Here is a 19,310-nt window from a genome sequence, read left to right as displayed (position 1 = left end):
CATTTGAGAATCGACCCTGCACGCACGCTGCATTCTGCTTCGATAGCGCGCAATGTCCACTCAGACGACATGCGCAACGCCACAGCACGCGCGACAGTCTCAGGCGGATGAGTCTGCGGCACCTCGGCGATGACGATGCCTCGTCGGATGTCGTCATTCCATTTGCGTACCGTCAATGGGCTTGGGCGGCGGCCGCATTGCCGCTCAACCCAATCGCAGACCTCTTTGGCAGCAGAACCGTCCCGAAACCGCTTCGCAGCGGCCTGACGGATATCGGTAGGAAACCTCGCGGCCATTATGGCCCCTCCCACCCCAGAACACTCCAACCTTTTGTCCGCGCTCCCAAAATGCGCTTTAGCTGCAAGCAGGTAGCTGCATTTGGAGTCCGCGGGGGCGGCCGGAGGCGTGGCGGGGCGTTGGGCCGCTAACCCGCGGCGGCCAGCGGCCTAGTTGATCGGGGTCGGCTCGATCTTCCAGACCTCGTTGGCGTAGTCGCGGATGGTGCGGTCGGAGGAGAAGCGGCCCGACTCGCAGATGTTGATCCAGCACATGCGCGCCCAGTGCAGCGGGTCCTCGTAGTACTCCGCAGCCATGCGGTCGCGGGTCTCCTTGTAGGACTCGAAGTCGCCCAGGACGTAGTAGGGGTCCGGGGTGTTCCAGCCGCCGTCGACAAGCAGGGAATCGCGCAGGTCGGAGAACATGCCGGTGTGGTTGTCGTCCAAGGTGCCGTCGATAAACGCGTCAAGCGCGCGCTTGATGGCGGGATTGTTCTCGTAGACCTCGCTCGGGTTGTAGTTCTTCTTCAGCTCCGGAAGCTCATCCTCGAGGGCGCCGAAGATGTACGCGTTCTCCTCGCCGACAGAGTCGACGATCTCCACGTTGGCACCGTCCATCGTGCCCAGGGTGAGCGCGCCGTTCATCATGAACTTCATGTTCGACGTGCCCGAGGCCTCCTTGCCCGCAGTAGAGATCTGCTCGGAGATGTCCGTGGCGGGGATGATGTGCTCGGCGGGGGTGACGTTGTAGTTCTCAACGAACACCACACGCAGGTACTTCGACGATTCAGGGTCGTTGTTGACCAGGTCGCCGATGGAATTGATCAGCTTGATGATGGCCTTGGCACGGTCGTAGCCCGGTGCAGCCTTGGCACCGAAGATGAACGTGCGCTTCGGAATGTCCTGTTCGCCGTCCTTGATGCGGAAGTGCAGGTCGAGGATGTAGAGCGCATTGAGCAGCTGTCGCTTGTACTCGTGCAGGCGCTTGATCTGGGTGTCGTAGACCGACTCTGGATCGATCTCGACGTGCTCGTGCACGCGGACCCAATCGGCGAAGTCGCGCTTGTTCGCCGCCTTGATCTCGCGCAGCTCCTCCATCACCGCGTCGTCCTCGGCGTAGTGGCGCAGTTCCTTGAGTTTGTCCATGTCGGTGACCCACTCGTCGGAACCGACGAGGCGGTCGAGGAGCTCGGACAGGCGCGGGTTGCTCATCCGCAGCCAGCGTCGCGGGGTCACACCGTTGGTCTTGTTGTTGAACTTCTCCGGGTACAGCTCGTTCCAGAAACCCAAGGTGTCGCGTTTGATGATCTCGGTGTGGATCGCAGCGACACCGTTGATGGAGTAGGAGCCGTAGCAGGCGATCCACGCCATGTGGACCTTGCCGTCGTGGACCGGGGAGTAGTGGTGGATCGCGTCCGGCTCCAGTCCGCGGGAAGCCATGTCCTCGCGGAAGCGGCGGTCGATCTCCACCACGATCTCCCAAATGCGGCCGAAGAGTTCCTGGAAAATGGACACATCCCAGGTCTCCAGCGCCTCCTGCAGCACGGTGTGGTTGGTGTAGGCGAAGGTCTTCGTGGTCACGTCCCAGGCGTCTTCCCAGGACATTCCGTGCTCGTCGAGAAGCAGGCGCATGAGCTCAGGAATGCCCAGCACCGGGTGGGTGTCATTGAGCTGCACGGAGTTGTACTCCGCGAAACCGCGCAGGTCTTCGCCGTGGTGCGCGATGTAGTTGTCGATCATCTCCTGCAGGGAGGCGGAGACGAAGAAGTACTGCTGGCGCACACGCAGGACCTTGCCAGCGTACGTGGTGTCGTTCGGGTACAGCACGCGCGTGAGGTCGTGGACGGCCTCACGTTCCAAGATCGCGTCGGAGAAGCGCTGGGAGTTGAATGCGTCGTAGTCGAACTCCGCCATCGGCGCAGCGTCCCACAAGCGCAGGGTGCCCACGTTGTCGGTGCCGTAGCCGGTGATCGGCATGTCGTGGGGGATCGCGCGGACGTGCATGTCGTCGAATTTCACAATGCGCTGCTGCGTGCCGCGGCGGATGGTGAACGGGTAGAAGCTCTCGCGCCACGCATCCGGGTGCTCCTTCTGGAAACCGTCGGCGATCTCTTGGCGGAACAGGCCGTACCGGTAGAGAAGGCCGTAACCGGTGACCGGGTAGTCCTGCGCGGCGGCGGAGTCGAGGAAGCAGGCGGCGAGACGGCCCAAACCGCCGTTGCCCAACGCCGCATCGTGCTCGGCTTCGAGGACGTTGAGGAAGTCCTGGCCGTTCTCCTCGGCGGCCTTGATGGCGTCATCGACGAGACCCAAGTTGGTTAAGTTGTTCAAAAGGGCACGGCCCATCAGGAACTCGGCGGAGAAGTAGGCCTGCTGCCTCGTCGCCGCGTACGCCTCGCGGGTCGCGTCCCACTTGTCGGCGAACTGTTCGATGGTGGCAAGCGACAGGCCGGTCCAGAACTTTTTGCGGCTGGACTCGTCCGGGGTGGAGCCCGAGACGGAGCGGACGTGGCCGCCGACGGTGTCGATGAAGGCGGGCGGATGAGCTGGCAAATTCATGCGTGAAAACCTCAGGTAGTCAGATCGTCTGAAGAATCGCTAACGCCCGCCACTGTACCGGGGAATCGCGTAAGCCGGTGACTCGTGCTCACTGGCTTACGCACCGATTCCGATGCTGAGGGTTATGGTCGGCGGTCTAGCGGCGTGGCCAAGTACGTGAGCACGGCAGCAGCCGCGGCGTTGGTGGCGGCGTAGACCGTGGGCTCGTATTCCGGGAGGAACGTGGGCATGTGGTTGACAGGCACATCGGTGATCACCCGGTCCTCGGCCACAGCTTTGTCCCACACGGTGCGCGGGGTGCAACCGATGAGCCAGAAAATGTAGGGGACTCCGAACGCGATGGGAATGTTCGGGAAATCCTCAGAAACCGTGGACGGCTCAGAATCGACTGAATCAGGGCCAAAGACTTCGTCGAAAGTCGAGCGCACGGTCATGAACGCGCCGCGGTCGTTGTCCAGCAGTTCGCCGTGGGCGAAGTACTCGAAATAGGGCTCATCTTTGATGCCGGACGCTTCACACTCGGCGATGACGATGCGCTGGATAGCCTCGTAGACCTTGTTCTTCACCGCGTCATTGTAGAAGCGGCAGTTGAGCACCAGCTCCGCGTAGTCCGGAATGATGTTGTTGGTGGTGCCGGCTTTGATTTGGCCGACGGACACCACGGCGAAGTCGCGCGGGTTCACCTCACGGCCGACGATGCCCTGGAGCCGCAGGACAATGTGGGCGGCGGTGTAGGTCGGGTCCACTGCAGCGTGCGGCATCGAGCCGTGGGCGCCGCGGCCCGGAATGCGGATACGGATGGAGTCGCACGCCGCGAACTGGGGGCCAGGCTTCGTTTGCACCTGTCCCGCGCGGCCCGGCATAACGTGCTGGCCCAGGCAGATGTCCGGGCGGGGGATCCGGTCGGTGAGGTGGTCGGTGATCATGTCGGTGGCTCCGCGGCCGATCTCTTCGGCTGGCTGGAATAAGGCCACGAAGGTACCCGACCAGTGCTCGCGGTTGTTGTCCATGATGTCGCACAGGCTCAGCAAGGCGGTCACGTGCATGTCGTGGCCGCAGGCGTGCATGAGGCCGGTCACGGAGCCGTCCTCACGCGTTGCCGTGTCTTTCGACGCGTACGGGGCACCGGTCATTTCAGTGACTGGGAGCCCGTCGAAATCCGCGCGGAAGAGCACTGTCGGGCCAGCTGATCCGTTGACGGCCTGCCCGTTGTGGAACACCGCCACGATGCCGTAGCCGCCGATCGGGGAGATGACCTGGCAGTCGAAACGCTCCAGCTCTTTCAGGATGCGTGCGTGGGTGTTCTTCTCTTGCAGGGACAACTCGGGGTGGGCGTGCAGGTGCTCGTACAGCTCGCGCTGCCATGCGGGATCCACCGTGTAATTCTGCAGAATCGCTTTGATCTCGCTCGGGTCGGCATGGGCGGGCATGTAGCTCGAATCCTCCTTGGGGCGTAGTTGTTTTGAATGTGCAAGTGACTAGTCTAGGCAGGAAATGCGGAAATAAGAGACTCGTTCTTCCCCGGGGTAAGTGGTGCCTAATTGTTGAGAGCGGGGTTGTAGAGCAACGTGTTGCGGGGAGGCGCGCACTCGGTGGCGATGCGGATGTCGTGGGCGATTCTGCCTTCCCCGCGTAGGCGGTACAGGCTGCTGACCATGCGGTCGCGGATGTCGTAGGGCGACAGGGTGTTCACGTAGACCTTGGTTCCGCCTTCGAAGCCAGCGAGGGTGGACACGCGCCACTTGATGTTGATGCGCCAAGGCATGGGCACATCCAGGTCGACCGGTTTGTGGTGCCATTCCTCGTTGCAGGGGACCTCCGTGCCCGTGCCGGCGTGCGCCGCGTGGAGCAGGTCCGACATGGCGCGCACTTCCTCGTTCGTCTGCAGCCAGGGTTCCGACGTGGGTGACTTCGAATACACGCTAATGGTTGGGTAGCGGTGGCCAACGCCGGCGCACATGATCGCGTGGTCATTCTCCGCGATGATGAGGTTGTGGTAGCTGGCGTAGTTGATGCCCCACTCGTTGTACATGTTGGGGTTTTGCCGCAGCTTCGCTATTTCGATTTCGGCTTGGACACCGCGTTCGTCGATAGCGACTAATTGTTTGTGCAGGTGCTCAAAGGAGGCGCCTGCTGGAGCCAGCCAGTTTTGGAACACCGAAACGTACGGCGCGTAACGGTTGTGCGCGTACAAGTCCCGCATAGAGTCGATGGTGAATGCGATGAAGGCGTAGTGCTCGTCCAGCGACAGGCTTCCGGAGGATGCCAGCTGGGTCGAGTCTGTTGCCCCGTCGGTGAAATGGCGGCGCCCGATGATCACGTCGTGGCCGCCCCCGAAGTACGCCGGGACGTGGGCGAGGAGCTCGTCTTCACTGACAATATCGTCGCGGCCTGAGGCCTTCAGCCGGGTGCGCACAATGTCGAAGACGTGGCGCCGCCCTTCGTCGTCAGCGAGGTAGCGCTCCATTTGGTTCCGTCGCGATTCGTCCATGGTGAAGCCGTAATTCTGCGCCCAGTAATCGTAAGAGACGATCTCGAACAAATTAGGCACGCGGCGGAAAGCGGCTTCAGTTGCGCCCAGTTCATGGGGGAGCAAATCACGGAGAATCTCCCAGTGCCCATTGCGGTCCACCATTCGGGATTTCTCGGGAGGCGTGTTGAGCTGCTTATCGACGCAGAAATTGCACCTCGACGTGAAATCATGCGCCTCGAGAGACTGCGGTTCTTGCTTCGGTATTGATAGCGGGCGGTTTCCGCGACCGGGAACCGTCCACACCTGTGTGCCGGAGAACGGATTGAGCTGCTTGATGGTGCCGTCAGCCATCTGGTGTAGTGGATCGCGGGAGGTTGCCAGTGGGGTCGACATAGGGAACGTCGGGTGCGTCATGCACTCCAAGGCTATTCGCTACTCTGGCCTCATGCCGACGATTCAGTTTGACGTGCTCGTTCCCGACGATGCGGCTGGCAAGCAAGTGGAAGACGCTTTCGCCCGCGCAGTGGATATTTTGGTCCGCCACGAGCGGCTCACGTCCGGTTCAGTGACACGCGATGCCTCACCTGATGTGCGCGAGGACACCGAGGCCCAGCTGCGGCACGCCTACGAGGAAGAGCGGAGCGAGGAACCGGGCGATGCGGTGGTGCAGCGCTACCTCATCACTGCGGAAGGGGCGAGCTCGATGAACCAGTTGGCCATGGGCCTGTCCCGTGTGCTCACCCCGAAGGCTGAGCTGCCTAATGACCCGGTGGCGCTGGAGCGCCAGATGGATTTCGAACTTCCCGCTGTCTATCCCTGGGCTGTTGAAGTGTTGAGGTAGTCCACCGCAGCCTGTGCACCGGCGCGGACGAGCTGCGCGCGGACATCATCTGTCTGCTCGCCGATCTCCACTGCGAGAACGCCCTCCGGCACCTCGGACTCGAACGAGCCGGAGAGAATAGCGACAGTCGCATTCGTTCCCTCCGCCAATTCGGTCACCACGGACGCGACTTTGCCTGCGGTTGACTGCCCGTCGTACTTGCCCTCGCCGGTGACCACGAAGTTCGCTTCCGCGATCTTCTCCTTGAGCCCCTGTGCGGAGGCTACCGTGCGTGCGCCGGAGACGACGTGGACGTGGTCGGTGGTGCCGTGCATGAGCCGCGACAGCCAAGTGATGCCCACGGCGATGCCGCCGGCGGCACCGTATCCGGGCTGCTCCGGGTCCACACCCGTGACTTCGCAGAGGTGGGCGAGCGCGGCGTCGACCTTCTCCACCTCTTCGGGGCTCGCGCCCTTCTGTGGGCCGAATACATGCGCGGCTCCCTGCTGGCCGGTCACGGGGAACTCCGAATCTGCGAGGAGAACCCATTCGACCGAGGCCGCGGGGATATTCACCTTCGCGGTGTCGAAGCTGTCCAGGTCGCCGAGCGCACCGCCTCCGTGGCGGAGCGGGTGGCCGTCGGCGTCGAGGGGATTGGCGCCGAGCGCGACGAGGATGCCGGTGCCGCCGTCGATAGTTGCTGAGCCGCCTAAACCGAGCACGATGCGCCGGGCACCACGTGTCTGCGCATCGGCGATGAGCACACCGGTCCCGTAGGTGTCTCCGGTCAGCGGCACCGGATTGTCCTTGACAGCCGGCAGGCCGCTGGCCGCAGACACATCAATATAGGCGGTTTCCTCTTCCGCGTTGTAGACGTAGCTCGCCTCTGTCAGGTGCCCCGCGGCATCGGTCGTCGGAAGCGTGATCATCTCGCCACTGAAGAGTGCCGATGTGCCCTCGCCACCATCTGCCATGGGAATGTGTTCAATGTCACAGTCAATTATGACGGACTGGATTCCCTCCGCGATCCACTCAGCTGCATCGCTCGCGCTCGCGGATCCCTTGAAAGAGTCTGGCGCAACGACGACTCGAAGCGTGTCCGCGTCGGCCAGAAAATTTGCTGGTAAGCCCGCGCTCTCGTCCTCGGCCGAAAAATGTGCGGGCTGAGAGCTCATGTTTGCCATGGTGGGTGTTCTCCTTTTACTTTCCGGCGGACCGCGGGGGAATAAGCGGTGTTTGAACAGTAGGTCTGGCTTCCCAGACGCTATCAATTCGGCTGAGAAGGGAACTCAATGACTGTTTGCCGGACTATAGTTTCGAAACTATCGAGTAGTCGATAGAAAGGATTGCTAATGGTATCGAGCGAAGACCAGATTTCGGAATATTACGGCAAACTACTGAAGCGCAATGCGGGGGAGCCGGAGTTCCACCAGGCGGTCGCCGAGGTTCTTGACTCGCTGAAGATCGTTCTGCAGAAGGATCCCCACTACAACGACTACGGCCTGATCGAGCGACTCTGCGAGCCGGAGCGTCAAATCATCTTCCGTGTTCCCTGGGTTACGGATGACGGGGAGGTGCGTGTGAACCGCGGCTTCCGCGTTCAGTTCAACTCGGCACTCGGTCCGTACAAGGGTGGCCTCCGCTTCCACCCGTCCGTGAACCTGAGCATTATCAAGTTCCTGGGCTTCGAACAGATCTTCAAGAACTCCCTGACCGGTCTGCCCATTGGCGGCGGCAAGGGTGGCTCTGACTTCAACCCGAAGGGTAAGTCCGAAGCTGAAATCATGCGTTTCTGCCAGTCCTTCATGACGGAGCTCTACCGCCACATCGGTGAGTACCGCGACGTTCCGGCCGGTGATATCGGTGTCGGCGGCCGCGAGATCGGTTACCTCTTCGGGCAGTACCGCCGCCTGGCCAACGAGCACGAGTCCGGTGTGCTCACCGGCAAGGGCCTGACCTGGGGCGGCTCCCTCGTCCGCACGGAGGCAACCGGTTACGGTGTCGTGTACATCACCGCAGAGGCAATGAAGCACAATAACGACAGCCTTTCCGGCGCGAAGGTGATCGTCTCGGGTTCCGGCAACGTGGCCATTTACGCCATCGAGAAGGCGCAGGAGCTCGGTGCCACCGTCATCGGTTTCTCAGACTCCTCGGGTTGGGTGGAGACCCCGAACGGCGTCGATGTCGAGCTACTCAAGGAGATCAAGGAAGTTCGCCGCGGCCGCGTCAGCGAGTACGCGGACCAGATCGAGGACGCGACGTTCCACTCCGACGGTTCCATCTGGGACCTCGAAGCTGATGTCGCCCTGCCGTGCGCGACCCAGAACGAGCTGGACGGCGAGCACGCCCAGAAGCTCGTGGACAACGGCGTCAAGTACGTCGCCGAGGGTGCAAATATGCCGTCGACCGCCGAGGCGATCGAAATCTTCCGCTCCAACAAGATCCACTTCCTGCCCGGCAAGGCCGCAAACGCCGGTGGTGTGGCCACCTCCGCCCTGGAGATGCAGCAGAACGCGTCGCGTGACTCTTGGAACTTCGAGTACACGGATAACCGTCTGAAGCACATCATGGAGAACATCTTCCGCAACACGTCCGCCACCGCGGCCGAGTACGGCCACGAGAACGACTACGTTGTCGGCGCGAACATCGCCGGCTTCAAGAAGGTTGCAGACGCCATGCTCGCACAGGGTGTCATCTAGTCACCGTCGCATTTCGGACACGCGCCCCGGCTTGCCGGGGCGTTTACCGTTCCACCAGTACTCTTGGGCTCATGTACCGCGTATTTGAAGCTCTCGATGAACTGGTCAACACCGTCGAACAGGCCTACGGCGTTCCGATGACGTCGAATTGCATGGTTCCCCGCAACGAAGTGCTCGCACTTCTGGACGACATCCGTAACGCCTTCCCCGTCGAGATCGACGATGCGCAAGATGTCCTGGATAAGCAGGATGAGATTCTGCGCGGTGCCGAGGACCGGGCCGACGCGATCATCGGTGACGCGGAAGGGGAAGCCCAGCGCCTAGTCACCGATGCGCACAATGAATCTGAATCCATGCTGAGTGACGCTCAGCAACGCTCCACCCTCATGGTGTCCAACGCGGAGGAGGACGCGAACAATACCGTCACTCGCGCTCGCGAGGAGGCCGACCAATTGGTGGACCGTGCCCGCCGGGAAGCTGAGCGACTCGTGGCGGACGGCAACGAGTCCTACGACCGTTCTGTCGCGGAGGGCTTGGAGGAGCAGCAGCGCTTGGTGTCCGAAGCCGAGGTCACCCGCCGTGCCGACGAAGAAGCGCACCGAATTGTGGAGTCCGCCCACGCCGAATCCAGTCGCCTGCGCGGGGAATGCGACGAATACGTCGACGGCAAGCTCGCCGAGTTCGAGGAGACCCTCACAGGCGTTCTCCGCACCGTCACCTCCGACCGTTCAGCTCTTCGCCACGGTGCCGGCGCATCCGGTCGCTACGAGCGTGGCGCGCGCGAGATCCGCGACGACCGCGAGGTACGCGGTTACGGTCGCGGTAACTAGCCGCTGCTCAGGGGCCGAGCCATAGGCCGGGCCTGCGGCGCGGCCGGGTCCGACCGCCGCAATGTATCCTGGGGTGCGCTATGGCTACTAATCCGTTTCTCGTGGATGTCTCCGCCGCTGTACACGGCGACGGACTTCCAGTGACCACTTCTCACACCGGCCCGTCGCCCTCGCGCATCGGCCCGGAAATGATCGCTATCCCCGAAGGCCAAGACGTCACTGTCGAGGCAACAGTCACTCCGCTCGGCGGAGGTGTGCTGGTGGACGCTACTGCCACAGCGCAGCTGAAAGGGCAGTGCGTCCGGTGCCTGCGTGAACTGACCCCGACGGAGACCATTACGGTTTCCCAGGTGTTTTCCGGTTCTGACGATTTCATTACCGGCGATGCCGAGGTTGCGGAGGATGACGGCTCTGGTGACGATGTCCCGAAGATTGTGGACGATATCGTGGATCTCGAGCAGTCTTTCGTCGACGAAGCGGGCTTGAACTTGCCGTTCAACCCGGTATGCGAGCCGGCGTGCCCGGAGGATTCGGACGTGCCCGGGCCTGACGGCATCTCTGGCGAGGAGAATGACTTGGTGGATCCGCGCTGGGCCGGGCTGGAGAAGTTTCTGGCCGCTGAAGACGGCGACGGCAGCTCATCCGACTCCGACAAATAGCAGGGGGTCACGTGCCACGCGCCAAGAAGAATAAGATTCCCGGCGACCAAGCCTTGGCTGAGGCATTCGCCGCCGTGGACCATGCGCCGTTGCTGGAAAAGCTCGGTGTGGAGATCGCTCAAGAGAATTTGCGCCTCGCGCTCACACACCGCTCGTTCGCCAACGAGCACGGAACGCTGCCGAATAACGAACGTCTCGAGTTCGTCGGTGATGCTGTGTTGGGTCTGACCATTGCGAACGCTCTGTTCGAGCGCTTCCCGTCCCGCCCGGAGTCAGATTTGTCGCCGATGCGCGCACGAATCGTTTCGCGGTACGGTCTTGCGGATATCGCCCGTGAGATCGGTCTCGGCGACCACGTTCTGCTGGGCAAAGGCGAGGAAACGACCGGGGGCCGCGACAAGGACTCCATCCTCGCAGATACGACCGAAGCCATCCTCGGCGCCATCTACCGCCAGCACGGTTTCAACATCACGCGCGATGTCATCCTGCGCCTCTTCGAGGAGAAGATCGATAACGCGCACTGGATTCAGGACTGGAAAACGGAGCTGCAGGAACGCGTCGCAGAGCTCGGCGGTCACCCGCCCGTGTACACCGCCACAGCAGAAGGCCCGGAGCACGAGCAAGTCTTCACCGCGCACGCGCTTATCGACGGCACTGCCCGCGGCACCGGACGCGGCCACAACAAGAAGACCGCGGAGCAGAACGCGGCCCGCGAAGCCTTCTTCTTTCTCAAAGATCACCCAGAGACCATCGCTTTGCGGCGGGGGTAGGACGCAGTGCCTGAACTCCCCGAAGTGGAAGTGGTGCGCCGCGGGCTCGACGCTCATGTCGTTGGGTCGACCTTTGGCAACGTCGACGTGCTGCACCCGCGCGCCGTGCGCGGGAACGACGTGGATCTCGCCGAAGTTCTGCCGGGATTGACGGTCACAGGCACGGACCGCCGCGGCAAATTCATGTGGCTCACGCTGTCCGACGGTTCTGCGCTTCTGGTCCATCTGCGCATGTCCGGACAGATGCTGGTGGGAGAACCGGGTCTCGTCGACAGCCCCCACTTGCGCATTCGGGCACAGCTCATGGGGCCCGGCGGTGTGAAGGAGCTAGCTTTCGTAGACCAGCGCACCTTCGGGTCCTGGCAGTACGTCCCCCTCACTGCGCCCGAGCTCGGGGAGGGGCGTTCATTGCCCGCCGCCATTCCGCATATCGCACCCGATCCATTTGAACCGGACTTCGATGCCGTTGCCACTGCGCGGAAGATGCGCACCAAGAATTCGGCGGTGAAGACGATCCTGCTCGACCAGTCTGTGGTCAGCGGGATTGGCTCGATCTATGCGGACGAGGCGATGTGGGCGGCGGGTGTCAAGCCCACCCGCAAAGGAAAAGCTCTCCGGCAGCGCGATGCTGTGGCACTGCTCGAAGAATCGCAGGCTGTGATGGCGCGTGCGCTCGAAGCCGGAGGCACGAGCTTCGATTCTCTATATGTCAACGTGAACGGTGCCAGCGGCTACTTTTCCCGATCACTGAACGCCTACGGCCAGGCCGGCAAGCCGTGCGCGCGGTGCGGTACCCCGATTTCCCGGACCGTGATCAACGGGCGGTCGAGTTACTACTGCCAGGTGTGCCAGACGCGCTGACACTAATCCGGCCGCCGAGACGGTGCCGGGGGGTTGAAGGAAGGGGGAACCCAGAAATCGTTCGTGTGATCCACCTGAGTATAGAATCCCCCGCATGGAAAAACTCGAGTCGTTTGTGACGGACATCGTCAACGACAACCTCTGGAAGGTCATCCCATTCCTGCTGCTCGCGGCTGGTATTTACTTCGGACTGCGGACTATCTTCGTCCAGATCCGCATGGTCCCCGACATGTTCAAGGCGGTCACTGAAAGCCCGAAGGGCAAAGACCGCGACGGCCGCGACCTGGATGAGGAATACGGCGGTATCTCCGCATTCAAAGCGTTCACCATTTCGGCGGCATCGCGAGTGGGCACCGGCAACATCGCGGGTGTGGCACTCGCCATCACTATGGGCGGTCCGGGCGCGGTGTTCTGGATGTGGATGATCGCGCTCGTCGGCGGTGCGACTTCCTTCGTTGAATCGACATTGGCGCAGCTGTGGAAGACCAAGGATGCGGACGGCAACTATCACGGTGGCCCGGCCTACTACATCACCCGTGGCCTGGGGGAGAAGTGGAAGCCGCTGGCCGTGATCTTCGCCGTGGCCATCTCCATCACCTACGGCTTCATCTACAACGCTATCCAGACCAACTCTATTGTGGAGGCCGTCGGCGGCTCCTTTGGCAATGATTCGACAATGCTGAAGGCTATTGTCGCCGCGCTGGTAGCTATTGTCACCGCGCTGGTCATCTTCGGCGGCGTCACCCGCATCGCCAACGTCACCCAGGTGGTCGTGCCGTTCATGGCCGGTGCCTACATCATCATCGGCGTCATCGTCCTCGTGGTGAACTACCGCGAGATCCCGGGCATGTTCACTCTCATCGTCGAGCACGCGCTGGGCATCAAGGAGGTCGCCGGTGCGACCGTGGGCTACGCGTTCATGAACGGCATGCGCCGCGGTTTATTCTCCAACGAGGCTGGCCAGGGTTCCGCCCCGAACGCAGCGGCCACCGCTACCGTGTCCCACCCCGTGAAGCAGGGGCTCGTGCAGACACTCGGCGTCTACTTCGACACCCTCATCGTCTGCTCCATCACGGCCTTCATCATTCTTCTTGGCCCGGCGCCGACCTACGGCGAAGAGGTCCAAGGCGCTGCGCTGACCCAGTCCTCTCTCGCGGACTCCGTCGGTGCGTGGGGCACGCACTTTGTCACTTTCATCCTGTTCTTCCTGGCGTTCTCTTCCGTGATTGGTAACTACTACCTCGCGCAGGCGAATATCGAGTACCTGACCAAGAAGAAGTCCGTGCTCACCGCATTCCGCCTCGGCGTCATCGGATTCGTCATCTTCGGTGCCTTCGGTTCCCTGCCGCTCGTGTGGGCGCTCGGCGACACGATGGCGGCCACCATGGTCTTCATCAACCTCATCGCGATCGTCCCGCTCGGCGGCATCGCCTTCAAGCTGCTGAAGAACTTCAACGAGCAGCGTTCCCAGGGCATTGACCCGGTCTTCCACCGCGACATGCTGCCAGAGATCAAGAACATCGAGTTCTGGGACGGTTCCGATCCTGTCACGCGCCGCAGCGCCGAGGACCGTGTCACGGTCGATGAGGCACGCCGCGATGGCGCCACCGAGGACACCGACGAGGGCGGGCTGACCCGCATTTAAAAACCGTACGGCGAATGCTGGCTAGTGTGGGCGACATGAGCACCACACGCATGACAGCATTCGTTTCCGGCCACGTCCAGGGCGTCGGCTTCCGCTGGTGGACGCGCAGCCGCGCCCTCGAATTGGGGTTGGCCGGTTACGCGAAGAACCTGCAGTACGGCCGGGTGGAAGTGGTGGCGGAGGGGGATCAGGGGGACGTCGATAAGCTTCTTGCTCTTCTTGAGGAACAGCCGTCCTCCGCGGACCGCCCCGGCGAGGTGCGCACCGTCGTTGCGCAGTACAGCGAGCCGAAAGGCGCCTCGGGCTTCGAGGAGCGGTAGACCGGACTACCTGCGGTAAGATCACCACAATGCACCTGACTTCGCTGACGCTCAAAGGATTCAAGTCCTTCGCGTCTGCGACGACGATGAAATTCGAGCCCGGGATCTGCGCGGTCGTCGGACCGAACGGCTCAGGCAAATCGAATGTGGTGGATGCGCTCGCCTGGGTGATGGGGGAGCAGGGCGCGAAGAACCTGCGCGGCGGGAAGATGGAGGATGTCATCTTCGCGGGCGCGGGGGAACGCAAGCAGCTTGGCCGTGCGGAAGTGACGCTGACCTTCGACAACACGGACGGCAGGCTTCCGATCGAGTACTCGGAAGTGGCCATAACACGCCGCATGTTCCGCGACGGTGCCAGCGAATACGAGATCAACGGCTCCAAGGCGCGCTTGATGGATATTCAGGAGCTGCTGTCCGATTCGGGCATCGGCCGCGAAATGCACATCATTGTCGGCCAGGGAAAGCTCAACGAGATCCTCGAATCCCGCCCGGAGGACCGCCGCGCGTTCATCGAGGAAGCCGCCGGTGTGCTCAAGCACCGCCGCCGCCGCGAGAAGGCGCAGCGCAAACTCACTGGAATGCAGGCGAACCTCGACCGCCTCACAGACCTCACCGAGGAGCTGGGCAAGCAGCTCAAACCGCTCGCGCGCCAGGCCGAGGCCGCGCAACGCGCCGCGACCGTGCAGGCGGATGTCCGCGATGCACGTCTGCGTCTCGCCGGGCACAAGGTGGTCACTCTCAGGGTGTCGCTTGATAGCGCCGCACGGGCTGCTCACCTCCATGCCCAGCAAGTGGAAACTGTGACGGAACAGCTGGCCGAAGCCGAATCACACCAATCTGAGATTGAGGAACTGCACACCACGGCGGCCGCGCACTCCGAGCGGGCCCAGCAGCTGTGGTTCGGGCTGTCCTCCCTAGCCGAGCGCACGTCCGCCACGCTGCGCATCGCCACTGAGCGCGCGTCCCACGTCGGGGACATCACCGAGTACCGCGGCCAAGATCCGGATGAACTGATTCGCAGGGCCGAACGCGCCGAGCAGCAGCACGCAGACGCATACGCCGAATTTGGCAAGACTGAAGCGCGCCGGAAAGACATTGCCGCGCGCGTGGAGGAGCTGGCAGAAAAAGCTCGCGCCGCCGAGGCCGAGCACATGGCGCAAGTGCGCGCGATCGCCGACCGCCGCGAAGGTGTTGTGCGGTTGCTCGCGCAGGAGGAGAGCCAGGTAGCCGCGGTGAACTCCGCGAAGCAGGAGATCGAGCGGCTTGCCGCCGCCGCCGAGGAGACCCGCGCGCGTTCGCAGGAAGCGGACGCAGAAGCGCAGACCGCCGCCGAGAAGGTCGCGGAGATCGCCCGCGGGCGCGAGCCACTCGTAAATGCCCATGTCCGGGCCGCCGCGGAAGCGGATGCCGCCGAGCAGAGGCTTGAGCAGCTCCGCTCCGAGCAGAAGGCGCGGGAGAAGACGGTGTATTCGCTCTCCGCGCGCATCGCCACGCTGAGCGAGACCGCTCCCGTCGCCGCCGCCGCTGATGTCTTAGGCCCGACGTTTTCCCCTGTTGCGGACCGCNCATCGCCACGCTGAGCGAGACCGCTCCCGTCGCCGCCGCCGCTGATGTCTTAGGCCCGACGTTTTCCCCTGTTGCGGACCGCATGAAGCCGGAGAAGGGTGTGGAGAAAGCCTTGGCGGCGGCTCTCGGTGCGCACGCCGAGGCCCTCGCCGGGGAGATCGACGCGGAATCGATCGCAGGCGAGCTGCGCGATGCCTCCCGCGCGGTCGTGGTGGATACGTCTGCTGGCGGGCGCGCGTGGCGCCTCGACGGCGCGCCGCCGGCCGGGACAACGTGGTTGCTCGACCACGTCACCCTCGAGGACACAGTGGTCGGTCCCATCACCCGTCTGCTTGTGGACGTTGTGCTCGCCGACAACGAATCGGCCGCGCGCCGGGCGGTAGGCGACGATCCCCGTCTGCGGGCTGTGACGCCCGACGGAATTGTCGTGGGTGAGGGCTGGCTCGCCGCGGGCTCCGGTGGTGCGTCCAGTGTGGAGGTCGCCGCCCAAATTGAGGCCGCCGCGCTGGAGCTCGAGGACGCTCAGCGGCAGCTCGACGAGCTCTCCGGCACTTTCGAGGGGGCGAAGATCGCTGCGGAGGAGGCACGCGTGGCGGCGGCGTCCGCGAAGGCAGCACTCAAGGAGCACGATGCGCAGGCGGAATCGTGGAAGCGCGACCACCAGCGCCTGGTCAAGCAAGCGGAGCAAGCCACCAAGCAACACGCCAGTGCCGCGAAGCAGGCGAATGAGGCGGACATCCGCCTTAGCGGACGCGAAAAAGCGCTGGCGGAGACCCGTGACCGCTTGTCCCGCGTGGAACGTCCCGATTCCGATGAGGAAGCCGACGCCACCGCGCGCGACGAAGCGAACGCGGCGTTGAACCAGGCACGCTCAGAAGAAATGGAAGCGACGCTTGCCGCACGTTCGGCCCAGCAGGCAGTGGACAACGTGGCGGGAAAGGGAGCGGCACTACGCCGCCAAGCTGAGCACGAACGTCAGGCGAAGGCACGGCACGACGCGGCCATGGCTCGCAAACGCGCTCAGGCAGAGCTCGCCCAGGCAGTCGCGGTACACGCGCGCGACTTGGCGGCCCGCATCGCGGAATCGCTCGAACGCGCTACGCAACGCCGCGACACGCTTGCCGCCGACGTGAAGCAGCTCGCCGCGCGCCAGTCGCAGGCCCGGGACAAAGTCAGCGCGTTGCGGCAACAGCTCAACCGCCTCGGCGATACCTCGCATGCCGCGGACATCGCCCGCGAGCAGGCCCAGGTGCGCATCGATGAGGCGGAAACGAAGATCGTCGAGCAGCTGGGCATCGCCATCGACGACCTCCTCGCGGACTACACGCCGGCAGATGACTTCGATGAGGCGGAAGAAAAGAAGCGCCTCAAGAAGGCGGAGAAGGACCTCGCGGCCCTGGGCAAGGTCAACCCGCTGGCACTGGAAGAGTACAAGGCCCTCGAGGAACGCTACAGCTTCCTGTCCACCCAACTCGCCGACGTGGTGCAGGCGAGGAAGGACCTGGCGGGGGTGATCGAGGACGTCGATAAGCAGATCCTGCAATTGTTCACCGACGCGTGGCACGATGTTGAACGCGAATTCCCGCGCGTGTTCCAGACGCTGTTCCCGGGCGGCGAGGCGCGGCTCATGCTCACCGATCCTGCGGACATGCTCACCACCGGCATTGAGATTGAGGCGCGTCCGCCCGGCAAGAAGGTCAAGCGTCTGTCGCTTCTGTCCGGCGGCGAGAAATCGCTCACCGCTCTCGCCATGCTCGTGGCCATCTTCCGCGCGCGACCCAGCCCGTTCTACGTGCTCGACGAGGTCGAGGCCGCGCTGGACGATGTCAACCTCCGCCGCCTCATCGCCCTCCTCGAGGAACTCCGCGAAGACTCGCAGCTCATTGTGATCACGCACCAGAAACCCACGATGGACGTTGCCAACGTGCTCTACGGCGTGACCATGCGCGGCGACGGCGTCACACGCGTCATCTCGCAGCGCATGAATCCGGCTCCGCGCGGGCCGGCCGAATAGCTCCTTCCCGTGCCGCGATTAGGTGGCACTATGGGGAGCATGATGAATTCAACTGTTCTGTGGGTCGTTATCGCCGTCGTCGTGGCGCTGCTCATCATCGTGGGCATCGTTGTCGTCGTTGGCAACAACCGCAAGAAGTCCAAGACGGTCTCCTTTGAAAAGAAGGAGCCGGAACAGCAAAAGGAGCTCACCCAACAGGAGAAATCCGGCAACTACCAGGCCAAAGGCGGATTCAATTTCGCGCCCGCCGGCGCTCCGACGGCTGAGAAAGAGCCCGTGCGTATCGACGAGCCCTTGAACACCGACCGCCCCTCCACCCCTGGTCCGGCTGCGGGCGCGGTTGGCGTCGTGGGGGCTGCCGGAGCAACCGGCGCTGCTGGAAGGGCCGATGCTGCCGCCGCTGACAACGAGCGCATCGCCCCCAAGCCGCACGACGAGGTCGACCCAGGGAAGGTCGCCGAGTCCGAGACTGAACTCATTGAGCCGGACCCGGCGGAGATTGAGCCGGTTGAGTCGGTCGAGCCGGTTGAGTCGGCTCAGCCCGCGGAGCCTGTGGAAAACACTGAACCTGTGGAATCCGCGGAACCAGCCGAGGCGGTTGAGCAGGAGCCCGTTGAGCCGGCCGAACAGTCCGAGCTTGATGACGCAGGTGCCGCGGATGCAAAGGCTGCTGAGGCTGCTGAGGCTGAGGCCCAGGAGGCCGGTGAGGCCGCGCGCTCCACGGCCGATGCTGCTGAAGAAGCACGCGAGCAGACGCCGGCGCCGGGCGCGGGTGCTGCTGCTGGAGCAGCTGGTGCGGCAGCCGCCGGAGCAGGAGTCTCCGCGGAAGCGGAGGAGACCGAGGCGAGCGTCATTGAGACGGAGCCGGTGCCTGAGTCGCAGTTGGACGATATTGAACCGGCGGCGGGGCGTATCGGGAAGCTGCGTGGCCGTCTGTCCCGTTCCCAGAACGCGATCGGTCAGGGCCTGCTTGGCATTCTCTCCGCAGGCGACCTCGACGAGGATGCGTGGGAGGAGATCGAGGACACGCTCATCATGGCGGACCTCGGCGCGGAGTTGACCATGAAGGTCACCGAATCGCTGCGCGAGAAGATCGCGGAACGCGGCGTGTCCAGCGAGGAAGAGGCGCGAGCAATGCTGCGCGAGACCCTCATTGAGGCGGGCAAGCCGGAGCTGGACCGTTCCATCAAGGCGATGCCGAACAACGGCAAGCCGGCGGTCATCCTCGTCGTCGGCGTCAACGGCACCGGCAAGACCACGACAACGGGCAAGCTCGCGCGTGTGCTCATCTCCATGGGGCACAGCGTGGTGCTCGGTGCGGCCGATACCTTCCGTGCGGCGGCCGCCGACCAGCTGGAGACATGGGGCCGCCGGGTGGGCGCCTCCACCGTCCGAGGCAAGGAAGGCGCGGATCCCGCGTCCGTCGCCTTCGACGCAGTGAAGACCGGTGTGGAGCAGCAGGCCGACGTGGTGCTCATCGACACCGCCGGACGTCTACACACCTCCACCGGCCTCATGGACCAGCTGGGCAAAGTCAAGCGAGTAGTGGAGAAGAAGTCGCAGGTGGACGAGGTGCTCCTGGTGCTCGACGCCACCGTCGGCCAGAACGGTCTCATGCAGGCGCGCGTGTTCAAGGATGTCGTCGAGATCACCGGCGTGGTCCTGACCAAGCTGGACGGCACCGCCAAGGGTGGCATCGTCTTCCAGGTCCAGGAGGAGCTCGGCGTGCCGGTGAAGCTCGTCGGACTCGGCGAGGGAGCCGACGATCTCGCACCGTTCGAGGTCGAAGGATTCGTGGACGCCCTGCTCGGATAGCGAA

General features: G+C 63.5%; 14 protein-coding genes and 1 pseudogene. 10 read left to right on the top strand and 5 right to left on the bottom strand.

The genetic code is table 11. From position 1 onward, the window contains the following. The 4 genes from CZ338_RS10850 to CZ338_RS10735 form a co-directional block, all read right to left on the bottom strand. A partial coding sequence (locus CZ338_RS10850; RefSeq protein WP_143341306.1) for a hypothetical protein occupies positions 1 to 296 on the bottom strand: 296 nt, incomplete at its 3' end. 150 nt (positions 297 to 446) lie between these two features. After that, on the bottom strand, positions 447 to 2,834 hold the full coding sequence (locus tag CZ338_RS10745; RefSeq protein ID WP_087118174.1) for a glycogen/starch/alpha-glucan phosphorylase: 2,388 nt from the start codon (positions 2,832 to 2,834) through the stop codon (positions 447 to 449). A 122-nt stretch (positions 2,835 to 2,956) separates the two neighbouring features. Beyond that, positions 2,957 to 4,264, bottom strand: a complete 1,308-nt coding sequence (locus tag CZ338_RS10740) for an amidohydrolase (RefSeq protein WP_087118173.1) — start codon at positions 4,262 to 4,264, stop codon at positions 2,957 to 2,959. 107 nt (positions 4,265 to 4,371) lie between these two features. Next, on the bottom strand, positions 4,372 to 5,700 hold the full coding sequence (locus CZ338_RS10735) for a DUF4921 family protein (protein ID WP_087118274.1): 1,329 nt from the start codon (positions 5,698 to 5,700) through the stop codon (positions 4,372 to 4,374). Between the two features lie 52 nt (positions 5,701 to 5,752). Between CZ338_RS10735 and CZ338_RS10730 the strand changes: the two genes are divergently transcribed. After that, complete coding sequence (locus CZ338_RS10730; protein ID WP_087118273.1) at positions 5,753 to 6,148, top strand: hypothetical protein; 396 nt, start codon at positions 5,753 to 5,755, stop codon at positions 6,146 to 6,148. On the opposite strand, the gene CZ338_RS10725 is transcribed toward CZ338_RS10730, so the two are convergent. After that, a complete protein-coding gene (locus tag CZ338_RS10725; protein ID WP_407919382.1) occupies positions 6,118 to 7,239 on the bottom strand; it encodes a glycerate kinase in 1,122 nt (373 codons plus the stop codon). The two genes, CZ338_RS10730 and CZ338_RS10725, sit on opposite strands and share 31 nt — an antisense overlap. 240 nt (positions 7,240 to 7,479) lie before the next feature. Here CZ338_RS10725 and gdhA point away from each other — a divergent pair, with 240 nt between their 5' ends. The 9 genes and pseudogenes from gdhA to ftsY all read left to right on the top strand — a co-directional run bounded on the left by gdhA (position 7,480) and on the right by ftsY (position 19,306). After that, positions 7,480 to 8,826: an NADP-specific glutamate dehydrogenase gene (gdhA, locus tag CZ338_RS10720; protein WP_087118172.1), complete on the top strand. Its 1,347-nt coding sequence runs from the start codon at positions 7,480 to 7,482 to the stop codon at positions 8,824 to 8,826. A gap of 71 nt (positions 8,827 to 8,897) precedes the next feature. After that, positions 8,898 to 9,656: a DivIVA domain-containing protein gene (locus CZ338_RS10715; protein ID WP_235839537.1), complete on the top strand. Its 759-nt coding sequence runs from the start codon at positions 8,898 to 8,900 to the stop codon at positions 9,654 to 9,656. Positions 9,657 to 9,736: 80 nt separating this feature from the next. Further along, a complete protein-coding gene (locus tag CZ338_RS10710) occupies positions 9,737 to 10,315 on the top strand; it encodes a YceD family protein (RefSeq protein ID WP_087118171.1) in 579 nt (192 codons plus the stop codon). An 11-nt stretch (positions 10,316 to 10,326) separates the two neighbouring features. After that, positions 10,327 to 11,085: a ribonuclease III gene (rnc, locus tag CZ338_RS10705; protein WP_087118170.1), complete on the top strand. Its 759-nt coding sequence runs from the start codon at positions 10,327 to 10,329 to the stop codon at positions 11,083 to 11,085. 6 nt (positions 11,086 to 11,091) lie between these two features. Next, positions 11,092 to 11,946, top strand: coding sequence for a bifunctional DNA-formamidopyrimidine glycosylase/DNA-(apurinic or apyrimidinic site) lyase (gene mutM, locus CZ338_RS10700; RefSeq protein WP_087118169.1), 855 nt, complete (start codon positions 11,092 to 11,094; stop codon positions 11,944 to 11,946). Positions 11,947 to 12,040: 94 nt separating this feature from the next. Further along, on the top strand, positions 12,041 to 13,591 hold the full coding sequence (locus tag CZ338_RS10695) for an alanine/glycine:cation symporter family protein (protein WP_087118168.1): 1,551 nt from the start codon (positions 12,041 to 12,043) through the stop codon (positions 13,589 to 13,591). Positions 13,592 to 13,626: 35 nt separating this feature from the next. After that, a complete protein-coding gene (locus CZ338_RS10690) occupies positions 13,627 to 13,911 on the top strand; it encodes an acylphosphatase (protein ID WP_087118271.1) in 285 nt (94 codons plus the stop codon). A gap of 29 nt (positions 13,912 to 13,940) precedes the next feature. Beyond that, positions 13,941 to 17,491: pseudogene (gene smc, locus CZ338_RS10685) on the top strand (chromosome segregation protein SMC). 30 nt (positions 17,492 to 17,521) lie between these two features. Further along, a complete protein-coding gene (ftsY, locus tag CZ338_RS10680) occupies positions 17,522 to 19,306 on the top strand; it encodes a signal recognition particle-docking protein FtsY (RefSeq protein WP_407919377.1) in 1,785 nt (594 codons plus the stop codon). Positions 19,307 to 19,310: the final 4 nt, after the last annotated feature.

The organism is Corynebacterium urinipleomorphum, assembly GCF_900155535.1.
Classification (GTDB): Bacteria; Actinomycetota; Actinomycetes; order Mycobacteriales; family Mycobacteriaceae; genus Corynebacterium; species Corynebacterium urinipleomorphum.
Note: the sequence above shows the minus strand (reverse complement) of the source record. Positions and strands in the feature narration are given on the sequence as shown.

Bases quoted from the DNA above. Each gene is read 5' to 3' on its own strand.
- CZ338_RS10715 (WP_235839537.1), top strand. From the start codon at position 8,898: ATGTACCGCGTATTTGAAGCTCTCGATGAACTGGTCAACACCGTCGAA.
- CZ338_RS10740 (WP_087118173.1), bottom strand. From the start codon at position 4,264: ATGCCCGCCCATGCCGACCCGAGCGAGATCAAAGCGATTCTGCAGAAT.
- CZ338_RS10690 (WP_087118271.1), top strand. From the start codon at position 13,627: ATGAGCACCACACGCATGACAGCATTCGTTTCCGGCCACGTCCAGGGC.
- CZ338_RS10695 (WP_087118168.1), top strand. From the start codon at position 12,041: ATGGAAAAACTCGAGTCGTTTGTGACGGACATCGTCAACGACAACCTC.
- ftsY (WP_407919377.1), top strand. From the start codon at position 17,522: ATGGGGAGCATGATGAATTCAACTGTTCTGTGGGTCGTTATCGCCGTC.
- CZ338_RS10745 (WP_087118174.1), bottom strand. From the start codon at position 2,834: ATGAATTTGCCAGCTCATCCGCCCGCCTTCATCGACACCGTCGGCGGC.
- CZ338_RS10710 (WP_087118171.1), top strand. From the start codon at position 9,737: ATGGCTACTAATCCGTTTCTCGTGGATGTCTCCGCCGCTGTACACGGC.
- gdhA (WP_087118172.1), top strand. From the start codon at position 7,480: ATGGTATCGAGCGAAGACCAGATTTCGGAATATTACGGCAAACTACTG.
- CZ338_RS10735 (WP_087118274.1), bottom strand. From the start codon at position 5,700: ATGTCGACCCCACTGGCAACCTCCCGCGATCCACTACACCAGATGGCT.
- CZ338_RS10730 (WP_087118273.1), top strand. From the start codon at position 5,753: ATGCCGACGATTCAGTTTGACGTGCTCGTTCCCGACGATGCGGCTGGC.